We start from the raw sequence: 12,197 nt of genomic DNA on the forward strand, positions 1-12,197 counted from the left end.
GGCTCCCCCCCCCTCTCTTTTTTTCTTTCTCTTTCCCTTTTTTTTTTCTTTTTTTCTCTGCTCCCCCCCCCCCCCCCCCCCCCCCCCCCCCCCGGGCCCGTCTGCATGCGGGCCTCCGGGCGCGACCGCCCGGGAGGCGCCCCGAGGGCCCTCGGGGGCATCTCGGAGCCGGTCCGGGTACAGTGCGGAGATCAGCAGACTTGCATGGTGAGGCCCCAGTGTTGACGCAGACCACCACCCGGGTCCTTGAGCCCAGTGATCTCGACGCCGCGCTCGACATCCTCGGCCGCGAGCCGGTCGAGAACGCGTTCGTCACCTCCCGGGTCCAGGTCGCCGGGCTCGACCCGTGGCGCCTGGGCGGCGAGATGTGGGGCTGGTACGCAGACGGCGAGCTCCGCTCGCTCTGCTACGCCGGCGCCAACCTGGTGCCCGTCTGCGCCGGTCCCGACGCGGTACGGGCCTTCGCCGACCGCGCCCGGCGCACCGGCCGCCGCTGCTCCTCCATCGTCGGCCCCGCCGAGGCCACCGGCCTGCTCTGGCAGCTCCTGGAGCCGAGCTGGGGCCCGGCCCGCGACGTCCGCTCCCGCCAGCCCCTCATGGTCATGGAGCAGCCGTCCACCGCGGTGACCGCCGACCCCCGGGTGCGCCGGATCCGCAAGGACGAGATGGACGTGATCATGCCCGCCTGCGTGGCCATGTTCACCGAGGAGGTCGGCATCTCCCCGATGACGGGCGACGGGGGCCTGCTCTACCAGGCCCGGGTCGCCGAGCTGGTCGCCAGTGGGCGTTCCTTCGCCCGCATCGAGGACGGCAAGGTCGTCTTCAAGGCCGAGATCGGCGCCGCGACCTCCCGCGCCTGCCAGATCCAGGGCGTCTGGGTGGCCCCCGAGTTCCGCGGCCGCGGACACTCCGAGACCGGGATGGCCGCCGTCGTCGCGTACGCGCTCCGGGACGTGGCCCCCGTGGTCAGCCTCTACGTCAACGACTTCAACACCGCCGCACGGGCCTCCTACCGCCGGGTCGGCTTCCGCGAGGTCGGCGCGTTCATGAGCGTGCTGTTCTGAGCGTGCCGCCGCCGGGCATCCGCCGCCGGGTGTCTGCTGCCGAGCGTGCCGTTTCCGAGCGTCCTGATCCGATCTTCCTGTTCGACCGCGCGGTCGGACAGTAAGGTCGCCGCATGATGCCAACCCCCGCGGGAGAAGACCCCGGCCGGCCCGCCGGACTGCGGATCGGGCCCCTCGACCTCGCCGCCCGGGTCGACGAGGCCCTGCGCGTGCAGGCCATGGCCTTCGGGCTCAGCGAGGAGGAGGTCGGCATCCGGCGCTACATCGTCCAGCGCCACATGACCTGCCGCGGCGCCCGCGCGCTCGGCGCCTTCACCGAGGACGGCGGGCTCGCCGGGTTCGTCTACGGCATGCCCAACGACCGCGCGCACTGGTGGTCCGGAGTCGTCGAGCCCTATCTGCGGGCCGGCGGCCACGAGGAATGGCTCGACGGGTCCTTCGTGATCACCGAGCTCCACGTCCACCCCGGCTTCCAGGGCAAGGGCGTCGGCCGCGCCCTCATCACCCTGATCACCGACACCGCCGCCGAGGACCGCTCGATCCTCTCCGCGATCGACACCGACAGCCCCGCCCGCGGCCTCTACGGCTCCCTCGGCTACACGGACCTGGCCCGCCGGGTCCTCTTCCCGAGCGCGAGCCTCCCGTACGCCGTCATGGGCGCCCCGCTGCCGCTGCGCAGGCCCTGACCCCCCGTACGGCCCCGACCCCCCCTGAGGCGCTCAATCCGTTTCCGCGCGCCCCGGAGCCCCCGATAGCCTCCCGTCATGTCAACGCAACACGTGCAGCGCATGTCCCGCCTCATGGCCAAGACCCTCCGCGAGGACCCCGCCGACGCCGAGACCCTCAGCCACCGCCTCCTCGTCCGGGCCGGCTACGTCCGGCGCAGCTCCGCCGGAGTGTGGAGCTGGCTGCCGCTCGGCAAGCGGGTCCTGGACAACGTCTCGCGCATCGTCCGCGAGGAGATGGACGGGATCGGGGCGCAGGAGGTGCTGCTCCCGGCGCTGCTGCCGAAGGAGCCGTACGAGGTCAGCGGCCGCTGGTCGGAGTACGGGGACCTGCTCTTCCGGCTCAAGGACCGCAAGGGCGCGGACTACCTGCTCGGCCCCACCCACGAGGAGATCTTCACCCTGGTGGTCAAGGACCAGTGCACGTCCTACAAGGACCTGCCGGTCATGCTCTACCAGATCCAGACCAAGTACCGGGACGAGGCGCGGCCCCGCTCGGGCGTCCTGCGCGGCCGCGAGTTCCAGATGAAGGACTCGTACTCCTTCGACGTCTCCGACGAGGGTCTGGCGGAGTCCTACCGGCTCCACCGCGAGGCCTACGTACGCATCTTCGAGCGGCTCGGCCTCGACCACCGGGTGGTGTCGGCGGTGTCGGGCGCGATGGGCGGCTCGGCGTCGGAGGAGTTCCTGGCACCGGCCCCGGCCGGCGAGGACACCTTCGCGGACTGCCCCGCCTGCGGCTACGCGGCCAACACGGAGGCGGTGACCTTCGCCCTGGCCCCGGCCCCCGGGGAGCACGGTCCGCTGGAGGAGATCCCGACCCCCGACACCCCCACCATCGAGACCCTCGCGGCTCACCTGGGCGTGCCCGCGTCGGCGACCCTGAAGAACCTCCTCGTCAAGGTCGACGGGGAGATCACCGCCGTCGGCGTACCGGGCGACCGGGAGGTCGACCTCGGCAAGCTCGGGGAGCACCTGGCCCCGGCGGTCGTGGAGCTGGTGACGGCGGAGGACTTCGCCGACCGGCCCGACCTCGTACGGGGCTACGTGGGCCCGCAGGGCCTGGAAAAGGTCCCCTACCTCGCCGACCCCCGCGTCGCGCCGGGCACCTCCTGGGTGACGGGGGCCAACAAGCCCGACACGCACGCCCGGAACGTGGTCTGCGGGCGGGACTTCGAGGTGGACCAGTACCTGGACGTGGTCGTCGTGGAGCCGGGCGACCCCTGCCCGTCCTGCGGCACCGGGCTCCGCCTGGACCGGGCGATCGAGATCGGGCACATCTTCCAGCTCGGCCGGAAGTACGCGGACGCCTTCGGGCTCGACGTCCTCGGAGCGCAGGGCAAGCCGGTCCGGGTCACGATGGGCTCCTACGGAATCGGCGTGTCCCGCGCGGTGGCCGCGCTGGCCGAGCAGACGGCGGACGAGCGGGGCCTGTGCTGGCCGGCGGCGGTGGCCCCGGCCGACGTGCACGTCGTGGCGGCGGGCAAGGCGGTGCCGCTCGCCCTCGCGGAGTCGGCGGCGGAGTCCCTGGCCGGGGCGGGTCTCCGGGTCCTCCTCGACGACCGGCCGGGCCTGTCACCCGGGGTGAAGCTCACCGACGCGGAGCTGATCGGCGTCCCGTGGATCCTGGTCGCGGGCCGCCGCTCGGCGGACAACGTGGTGGAACTCCAGGACCGCCGTTCCGGCACCCGCGAGGAACTCCCCCTGGAGGAAGCCCTGTCCCGCCTGACCGCGACCGCGTAACCCTGCGGGGCCGGTCCCCTACCCGCCCTTCCACCGTTCCCCGGGCTCCGCCCGGACCCGGTCCGCGGCATCATCCAGCCTCGCCGGCGTTTGAGGCGCGGGGTCTGGGGCGGAGCCCCAGGGGGGTCCGGGGCGCAGCCCCGGGGAACGGTGGAAGGGCGGGTAGGGGACGGCTCCGCGCAGCGCCTACCCGCGCACGTCCGGCTCCACGGGCGGCGACGTGGCCCCGTCGAGGCAGGGCTCCGCAACCGCCCCGGGGCCGAACCCCGCGGCAGCATCCGGAGGCACCGCCGCCGGGACGGGGGCCGCCATACCCGGGGCCGGCTCCGGGTACGGCGGAGGGGGCGCAACAGCAGGCGCCGGGGCCGCGCGTTCCAGGAAGCGGAGGAGTTCCACCGGGAACGGCAGGACGAGGGTGGAGTTCTTCTCCGCCGCCACGGCCACCACCGTCTGGAGCAGACGCAGCTGCAGCGCCGCAGGCTGCTCCGACATGACCTCGGCCGCCTCGGCCAGCTTCCTCGACGCCTGGAGCTCCGCATCCGCGTTGATGATCCGCGCCCGCCGCTCCCGGTCGGCCTCCGCCTGCCGGGCCATCGACCGCTTCATCGTCTCGGGGAGCGACACGTCCTTGATCTCCACCCGGTCGATCTGGACGCCCCAGCCCACCGCCGGACTGTCGATCATCAGCTCCAGGCCCTGGTTGAGCTGCTCCCGGTTGGAGAGCAGGTCGTCCAGGTCCGACTTGCCGATGATCGACCGCAGCGAGGTCTGCGCCATCTGGGAGACGGCGAACCGGTAGTCCTCCACCTCGATGATCGCGTTGGCCGCGTCCACCACCTTGAAGTACACGACCGCGTCCACCCGCACCGTGACGTTGTCCCGCGTGATCCCCTCCTGCGCGGGCACCGGCATCGTCACGATCTGCATGTTGACCTTCCGCAGCCGGTCCACGACCGGGACCACGAAAGTGAAGCCGGGCCCGCGGACGCCTCCCCGCAGACGGCCCAGGCGGAAGACCACGCCCCGCTCGTACTGCTTCACCACGCGGGCGGCGGCGCCCAGGTAGGCCACGATCCCGACGCCCGCGACGGCGCCGACTGTCAGCAGTTCCTCGACCATGACGGCCTCCTGCTCCTGCCGGGCGGCACTCCCCCCACAGGGCTTATGCCCTACAACCAGCCCGCGAACTCCAGCAGCAGCTCCGCGTCCCGCCGACGCCCGGCGGCCAGCGCCCGGTTGCCCGATTCGACCGCCCGGAACAGCGTCCAGCCCCGCAGCCGGTCCCGGTCCACCTCCAGCGCGTCGGCCAGCTTGTTCACCCGGCGCCGGGCGCCCGAGGCCCCCGCCGAGGAGGCCATCTGGTCCTCCAGCCGGTCCCGTACCAGCCGGGCCAGGTCGTAGGCCCGCTCGCCGACCATCGGGTCCGGGCCCACCGCCAGCCACGGGGCGCGCTCGCCGGCGAGGACCTTGCCCTGCCGGAAGTTGCCGTGCAGCAGCAGCTCCTCGGCCGGCGCCGCCATCAGCTCCTCGCGGGCCGCCAGCGCCGCCGAGGCCAGCTCCGCCGCCTCCGGGGGAGCCTTGCGGAGCACCTCGGCCTGCTCGGCGGTCCGCTCGGCGACCGTCTCCCAGCCGTGCCCCGGCGCCGGGGCCACCCACAGCCTGCGCAGCGTGCCGCAGGCCTCCAGCAGCGCCTTCGCCTCCGGCAGCGACCGCAGCGAAACCTCGGGGTGCAGCCGCTCCAGCAGCAGCGCCCCGTCCTCCTCGTGATGGCGCGTGTCGAGGACCCGTACCGACCCGAAGCCGCCCCAGTGCGCCAGCGCGGCCAGTTCCCGGTCGGGCCGGAGCCCCGGCGGGGCCAGCTTCAGCGCGGCCGGGGTCCCGTCGGCGTACCGGACGAGGACGACCAGGCTGCTGCGGCCGCCGGGGGCCTGCACCCGCTGGGCCTGTACTCCGCGCCGGGCCAGCGCAGCCTCCGCCAGCCCGGGGAGCTGCCCCAGCCAGTCCGAGACGTGCGCCGATTCCGGCAGCTCGCCGAGCGCCCGTACGAGCCGCTGCGGCGGTTCGAAAGCCATGCGTGCGTGGTCCCTTTCAGCTGTGCCCGGGCTCGTCGCGCATGCTTGCGCGCTAGGTCCGCGGTGTGTCCGCGCGTTCCGTGAGCCCTGGGAAGGCTACGCCGCCGCCGCGCCAGCGTGCCGCGCGCAGGGCCGCGGCGCCCAGCGCGTCAGCCGCCTCGCGGCGCAACCGGCCCTCGGCGGCGCGCACCAGATCGGAGTACGCGCCCGCCACCCGGTCCTCGATCCCGGCGGCCAGCCGCTCGGCGTCGGCGGGCGTGCGCACGGTGAACGGCAGGGCGTACGCGGCCTCCGAGGGGCGGGGGGAACCGCCCAGCTCACGCACGGTGCGGGTGAGCGCGTCGCGGCGCGCGAGGTGCCCGCCGTGCGCCTCGCGGGCCTCGGCGGAGCGGGCGGCCGCGGCCCGGGCCCCGATCACGCCGTAGCCGTACGCGGCCGCGTGCTCGGCGGCGAGCGCGGCCTGCGCGGCCTCCAGGACCTGTGCGGCGGGGGAGGGGGTCGGCGTCACGAGGAGGCTCCCGGAGTCGAGGTCAGCAGGTACGCGTGCACGTGGCCGCACGCCGCCACCGAGGCGAGCATCCTGGCCAGCTCCCCGGGGGCGTCGGCCAGGGAGATCGTCCGGGCCTCGGCCAGGCTCCGCTCGGCGTCCGCGAGCGCGGTCAGCGCCTCGGCGGGCGCGGCGGGCACCGGCGCGGCGCCCGGAGCGGGGGGAGCGGCGGCCGCGCCGCCGGACGGGACGGGGGAGGGCGCGGACGCGGAACGGGACGGCGAGGATGCCGGGGCCCCCTCGGCGAGGGCCGCCGCGTGCGCCGCGACCGAGACGCGCAGCGGTGCGAGGCGCTGCGCGAGGGCAGGGTGGGCCGCGCTCGTGGCGTCGTAACGTTCCAGCAGCCGCTCGCTCTCACGAACGGCCGTCTCGCGCATCCGCCGTTCGAGTGGAACCTCGGGGTCCGCGGCGGGCGGCCCGTCGTCGGAGCAACCGCTGAGCAGCGCGGCTCCGGCGATGCCCGCGGCACCGGCGAGCAGGCCTCTTCGCGACGGCAGGATCGAGGGCACGCATACGTCCTAGGGGTGAAGGCGGGCAGGGTGTGATCACGGTACCCGGGGCCCCCTGCGCAGCGCGGACGGCAACACCCTCCGCGACCGGATACCCTTTGACCTGACGCACGACGGAAACCACAACAGCACACGCGGCCGAGGAGTCACCCGGATGAGCACCACCCAGAGCGACAGGCTGCGCGCATTGCTGGAGCCGCTCGTCGCCGCCAAGGGCCTGGACCTCGAGGAGATCGAGACGTCCAAGGCGGGCAAGCGCCGGATGCTGCGCATCATCGTGGACTCCGACGACGGCGTGGAGCTGGACGCGTGCGCCGAGCTGAGCCGCGAGGTCTCGGACCTGCTGGACGAGACCGACGCGATGGGTGAGGACGAGTACGTCCTCGAAGTGAGCTCGCCGGGCGCGGACCGCCCGCTGACCGAGCACCGTCACTACATCCGGGCGATCGGCCGGCTCGTGAAGTTCCAGACGTCGGACGGCGGGGAAGTGATCGCCCGCATCCTCGACGTCGACGACGAGGGCATGGACCTGGAGGTCCCGGGCGTGAAGGGCCGCAAGGCGACCGCCCGCCGCATCGTGTTCACCGACATCGCCAAGGCGCGTGTCGAGATCGAGTTCAACCGCAAGGACAAGAAGGAAGAGGAGGCGTAGTCGTGGACATCGACATGAGTGCCCTACGGGGTCTGGTCCGGGAGAAGGAGATTTCCTTCGACCTGCTCGTCGAAGCGATCGAGTCGGCCCTCCTCATCGCGTACCACCGCACCGAGGGAAGCTTCCGGCGCGCACGCGTCGTGCTCGACCGCACCAACGGTCACGTGATCGTGTGGGCGACCGAGGACCCGAGGGACCTGGAAGAGGGCCAGGAGGCCAAGGAGTTCGACGACACCCCGTCGGACTTCGGCCGCATCGCCGCGACGACCGCCAAGCAGGTGATCCTCCAGCGTCTGCGCGACGCCGAGGACGACCTGACCTTCGGCGAGTTCCTGGGCCGCGAGGGTGATGTCATCACCGGCGTGGTGCAGCAGGGCAAGGACCCGAAGAACGTCCTCGTCGACATCGGCAAGATGGAGGCCATGCTGCCGGTGCAGGAGCAGGTCCCCGGCGAGGACTACACGCACGGACTGCGCCTGAAGTCGTACGTCGTGCGGGTGGCGAAGGGTGTCCGCGGTCCGTCCGTGACCCTGTCGCGCACCCACCCGAACCTGGTGAAGAAGCTGTTCGCGCTGGAGGTCCCGGAGATCGCCGACGGCAGCGTCGAGATCTGCGCGATCGCCCGTGAGGCCGGTCACCGCACCAAGATCGCCGTCCGCGCCAACCGCTCCGGCCTCAACCCGAAGGGCGCCTGCATCGGCCCGATGGGCAGCCGCGTGCGCAACGTGATGGCCGAGCTGCACGGCGAGAAGATCGACATCGTCGACTGGTCGGACGACCCGGCGGAGATGGTCGCCAACGCCCTGTCACCCGCCCGGGTGAGCAAGGTCGAGGTCGTGGACTGGGACACCCGGTCCGCACGGGTGACCGTGCCGGACTACCAGCTGTCGCTGGCCATCGGCAAGGAGGGCCAGAACGCCCGCCTCGCCGCTCGCCTGACCGGCTGGCGCATCGACATCCGTCCCGACACCGAGCAGCCCTCGGACGGGGACGACCGCGACCGCGGCGAGCGCCGCGACGACCGGGGTGACGACCGCCGGGACGACCGGCGCGACGACCGCCGCGGGGAATAAAACCGCTACCGCCCGGAGCTGTCCGGGCGGTACACAAGAACGGCAGGGGCGACAAGAGCCCTTCTCGACGTGCACGGCCGTCCGCCGCCGAGGTTTCGGCGGCGGGACCCTGCACTCGTGATCACGACAACATCCGTTCGATTTTTCGCCCGAAGGGGTGAGGTCGGTGCGGGGAGGTAGACTTAAGCGTGTCTGGCCGGACGCAAGCCCGCGCATGCCCCGAACGCACCTGTGTGGGGTGTCGGGAGCGAGCGGCCAAGAGCGATCTGCTGCGCATCGTGGCGGTCGGTGACAAATGTGTCTCCGATCCTCGCGGTACGCTGCCCGGCCGGGGTGCCTACGTGCACCCCGCCGTGGTCTGCCTCGACCAGGCTGTCCGCCGCAGGGCGTTCTCCCGGGCCTTCAAGTCCGCAGGACCGTTCGACGCGGCGGAACTGCACAAAGCCGTGGCCGATGAGGCCGAGGCGACACCGTAAGCACGTAGTACGGCACGGATCACCGTGCGGTCAGGTACCTCGCGAGTTGGAAGTAGGTCGAGATTGCGATGAGCACCCCTCGATGAGTACGCGATGAGTACGAGCATGAAGTAGAGACGGTCCGGCGTAACCCGGACCTAAAAGGAGCGAAGTGGCTAAGGTCCGGGTATACGAACTCGCCAAGGAGTTCGGAGTTGAGAGCAAGGTCGTCATGGCCAAGCTCCAGGAACTCGGTGAGTTCGTCCGTTCGGCGTCCTCGACGATCGAGGCGCCGGTCGTACGCAAGTTGACCGACGCATTGCAGGGTCCCGGCGGCAGCGCCGGCAAGGCCCCTGCGAAGCCTGGCGCGCCCCGTAGCGCGGCGCCCGCCAAGCCCGGGGCTCCGACCCCGGGTCCCGCACGTCCCGCTGCGCCGAAGCCCGGCGCACCGGCCCCCAAGCCGGTCGTCGCAGAGGCTCCGGCCGCCGTGACGCCCGCCCCGGTGACCCCGACCGCCGCCCCCGGTGGTCCGCGTCCCGGTCCCAAGGCTCCGGCCGCCCCGAAGCCCGCTCCGGCGGCTCCCGTGGCGACCGAGTTCTCCGCGCCCCCGGCGGCTCCGGCCGCCCCGGCGCGCACCGAGCGTCCCGCCGCCGCGGCTCCCGGCCCCCGTCCGGCGCAGCAGCGTCCGGCGCAGGGTCAGGGCGGCCAGCCCGGCGCCCGTCCCGGCGCCCCGCGTCCGGCCGGTGCCGCTCCGGCGCGTGCCGAGCGTCCCGCCGGTCCCGGTGCTCAGGCCCCGCGTCCGCAGGGCGCCCGTCCGGCCGGTCCCCGTCCGGGCAACAACCCGTTCACCTCTGGTGGCTCCACCGGCATGGCGCGCCCGCAGGCGCCCCGTCCGGCCGGCGCTCCCCGTCCCGGTGCCCCCGGCGCCGGTGACCGCCAGGGTGGCGCTCCCCGTCCGCAGGGCGGCCCCGGCGGCGCTCCGCGTCCCCAGGGTGCCGGTGCCGGTCGTCCGACCCCGGGCGGTATGCCGCGTCCGCAGGGCGGCGCCCCGCGTCCCGGTGGTGCTCCCGGTGGCAACCGTCCCAACCCGGGCATGATGCCGCAGCGTCCCGCTGCCGGTGGTCCCGGTCCCCGTCCCGGTGGCGGCCCCGGTGGCCGTGGTCCCGGTGCGGGCGGTCCCCGTCCCGGCGGCGCCGGTGGCGCGGGTCGTCCCGCGGGCGGCGGCTTCGCCGGTCGTCCGGCCGGTCCGGGCTCGCGTCCCGGCGGCGGTGGCGGCTTCGGCGGTCCCCGTCCCGGTGGCGGCGGCTTCGGCGGCGGTCCGGCCGGTGCCGGTGGCGGCGGTCGTCCCGGCTTCGGCGGTCGTCCCGGTGGTCCCGGTGCCCGTGGTGGCACGCAGGGTGCCTTCGGCCGTCCCGGTGGTCCCGCGCGTCGTGGTCGCAAGTCCAAGCGCCAGCGTCGCCAGGAATACGAGGCCATGCAGGCCCCGTCGGTCGGCGGCGTCATGCTGCCGCGTGGTCACGGCGAGACCGTTCGCCTGTCGCGCGGTGCCTCCCTCACCGACTTCGCGGAGAAGATCAACGCCAACCCGGCGTCGCTCGTCGCCGTGATGATGAACCTCGGCGAGATGGTCACTGCCACGCAGTCCGTCTCCGACGAGACCCTCGAAATGCTGGCCGGCGAGATGAACTACGTCGTTCAGATCGTCAGCCCGGAGGAAGAGGACCGCGAGCTCCTCGAGGGCTTCGACATCGAGTTCGGCGAGGACGAGGGCGGCGAGGAATTCCTCATGCCGCGTCCGCCGGTCGTGACCGTCATGGGTCACGTCGACCACGGTAAGACCCGACTGCTCGACGCCATCCGCAAGACGAACGTCGTTGCGGGCGAGGCCGGTGGCATCACGCAGCACATCGGTGCGTACCAGGTCACCACCCAGGTCAACGACGAAGACCGCAAGATCACCTTCATCGACACCCCGGGTCACGAGGCGTTCACCGCCATGCGTGCCCGTGGTGCGAAGTCGACCGACATCGCGATCCTCGTGGTCGCGGCCAACGACGGCGTCATGCCGCAGACGATCGAGGCGCTCAACCACGCCCAGGCCGCCGGCGTCCCGATCGTCGTCGCGGTCAACAAGATCGACGTCGAGGGTGCCGACCCGGTCAAGGTGCGCGGTCAGCTCACCGAGTTCGGTCTGGTCGCCGAGGAGTACGGCGGCGACACGATGTTCGTCGACATCTCCGCCAAGCAGGGTCTGCACATCGACTCCCTGCTCGAGGCCGTCGTCCTCACCGCCGACGCCTCGCTCGACCTGCGCGCCAACCCGGAGCAGGACGCTCAGGGTATTGCGATCGAGTCCCACCTCGACCGCGGCCGCGGTGCCGTTGCCACCGTCCTCGTCCAGCGCGGTACCCTCCGCGTCGGCGACACGATGGTCGTGGGCGACGCCTACGGCCGTGTGCGCGCCATGCTCGACGACAAGGGCAACAACGTCGAGGAAGCGGGTCCCGCGACCCCCGTCCTGGTCCTGGGTCTCACCAACGTCCCCGGCGCCGGCGACAACTTCCTCGTCGTCGACGAGGACCGCACCGCCCGTCAGATCGCCGAGAAGCGTGCTGCGCGTGAGCGCAACGCCAACTTCGCCAAGCGCGTCCGCCGGGTGTCCCTGGAAGACCTCGACTCGGTCCTCAAGGCCGGTCTGGTCCAGGAACTCAACCTCATCATCAAGGGCGACGCGTCCGGTGCGGTCGAGGCTCTCGAGTCCTCGCTGCTCCAGCTCGACGTCGGCGAAGAGGTCGACATCCGCATCCTGCACCGCGGTGTGGGTGCGGTCACCGAGTCCGACATCAACCTGGCGATGGGCTCCGACGCCATCGTCATCGGCTACAACGTCCGTGCGGCCGGCCGTGCCGCGCAGATGGCGGAGCGCGAGGGTGTCGACGTCCGCTACTACTCGGTGATCTACCAGGCCATCGAGGAGATCGAGGCGGCTCTCAAGGGTCTCCTCAAGCCGGAGTACGAAGAGGTCGAGCTCGGTACGGCGGAGGTCCGCGAGGTCTTCCGCTCGTCCAAGCTGGGCAACATCGCCGGTGTCCTCATCCGGTCCGGCGAGGTCAAGCGCAACACCAAGGCGCGGCTCCTGCGCGATGGCAAGGTCATCGCCGAGAGCCTCACCATCTCCGGTCTGCGCCGCTTCAAGGACGACGTCACCGAGATCCGCGAAGGCTTCGAGGGCGGTATCAACCTCGGCAACTTCAACGACATCAAGATCGACGACGTCATCGCGACGTACGAGATGCGCGAGAAGCCCCGCGCGTAAGCGCGAGGCGGTTCGCACCGTGTCGTAGCTAGTCGCGGGTT

General features: G+C 72.6%; 11 protein-coding genes. 7 read left to right on the plus strand and 4 right to left on the minus strand.

Annotated features, from left to right (window positions below; translation table 11 throughout):
* Positions 1–218 precede the first annotated feature (218 nt).
* The 3 genes from ACFRU2_RS38210 to ACFRU2_RS38220 all read left to right on the plus strand — a co-directional run bounded on the left by ACFRU2_RS38210 (position 219) and on the right by ACFRU2_RS38220 (position 3,532).
* A complete protein-coding gene (locus tag ACFRU2_RS38210) occupies positions 219–1,064 on the plus strand; it encodes a GNAT family N-acetyltransferase (RefSeq protein ID WP_382980923.1) in 846 nt (281 codons plus the stop codon).
* 116 nt (positions 1,065–1,180) lie between these two features.
* Positions 1,181–1,750: a GNAT family N-acetyltransferase gene (locus ACFRU2_RS38215; protein WP_382980950.1), complete on the plus strand. Its 570-nt coding sequence runs from the start codon at positions 1,181–1,183 to the stop codon at positions 1,748–1,750.
* Positions 1,751–1,828: 78 nt separating this feature from the next.
* Positions 1,829–3,532: a proline--tRNA ligase gene (locus ACFRU2_RS38220; protein WP_382980924.1), complete on the plus strand. Its 1,704-nt coding sequence runs from the start codon at positions 1,829–1,831 to the stop codon at positions 3,530–3,532.
* 186 nt (positions 3,533–3,718) lie between these two features.
* Here ACFRU2_RS38220 and ACFRU2_RS38225 read toward each other — a convergent pair whose 3' ends face one another.
* From ACFRU2_RS38225 to ACFRU2_RS38240, 4 genes are read right to left on the minus strand one after another with little or no spacing between them, the layout of a single operon-like run.
* A complete protein-coding gene (locus tag ACFRU2_RS38225; RefSeq protein WP_382980925.1) occupies positions 3,719–4,651 on the minus strand; it encodes a slipin family protein in 933 nt (310 codons plus the stop codon).
* 50 nt (positions 4,652–4,701) lie between these two features.
* On the minus strand, positions 4,702–5,604 hold the full coding sequence (locus tag ACFRU2_RS38230) for an aminoglycoside phosphotransferase family protein (protein WP_382980926.1): 903 nt from the start codon (positions 5,602–5,604) through the stop codon (positions 4,702–4,704).
* Between the two features lie 52 nt (positions 5,605–5,656).
* The gene (locus ACFRU2_RS38235; RefSeq protein WP_382980927.1) at positions 5,657–6,112 is read right to left on the minus strand and encodes a ferritin-like domain-containing protein; all 456 of its coding nucleotides are present in this window, start codon (positions 6,110–6,112) and stop codon (positions 5,657–5,659) included.
* Positions 6,109–6,660 (minus strand): hypothetical protein, encoded by a 552-nt coding sequence (locus tag ACFRU2_RS38240; RefSeq protein WP_382980928.1) that lies wholly within the window; start codon positions 6,658–6,660, stop codon positions 6,109–6,111. The genes ACFRU2_RS38235 and ACFRU2_RS38240 overlap by 4 nt, the downstream gene beginning before the upstream one ends.
* Positions 6,661–6,814: 154 nt before the next feature.
* Between ACFRU2_RS38240 and rimP the strand changes: the two genes are divergently transcribed.
* From rimP to infB, 4 genes are all read left to right on the plus strand, one after another.
* Complete coding sequence (rimP, locus tag ACFRU2_RS38245) at positions 6,815–7,312, plus strand: ribosome maturation factor RimP (protein ID WP_243337559.1); 498 nt, start codon at positions 6,815–6,817, stop codon at positions 7,310–7,312.
* 2 nt (positions 7,313–7,314) lie between these two features.
* The gene (gene nusA, locus ACFRU2_RS38250) at positions 7,315–8,385 is read left to right on the plus strand and encodes a transcription termination factor NusA (protein WP_382980929.1); all 1,071 of its coding nucleotides are present in this window, start codon (positions 7,315–7,317) and stop codon (positions 8,383–8,385) included.
* A 188-nt stretch (positions 8,386–8,573) separates the two neighbouring features.
* A complete protein-coding gene (locus tag ACFRU2_RS38255) occupies positions 8,574–8,861 on the plus strand; it encodes a YlxR family protein (protein ID WP_382980930.1) in 288 nt (95 codons plus the stop codon).
* 151 nt (positions 8,862–9,012) lie between these two features.
* A complete protein-coding gene (gene infB, locus ACFRU2_RS38260) occupies positions 9,013–12,156 on the plus strand; it encodes a translation initiation factor IF-2 (protein WP_382980931.1) in 3,144 nt (1,047 codons plus the stop codon).
* The last annotated feature ends 41 nt before the right edge of the window (positions 12,157–12,197 follow it).

The organism is Streptomyces sp. NPDC056883, from assembly GCF_042788835.1.
Classification (GTDB): Bacteria; Actinomycetota; Actinomycetes; order Streptomycetales; family Streptomycetaceae; genus Streptomyces; species Streptomyces stoeckheimensis.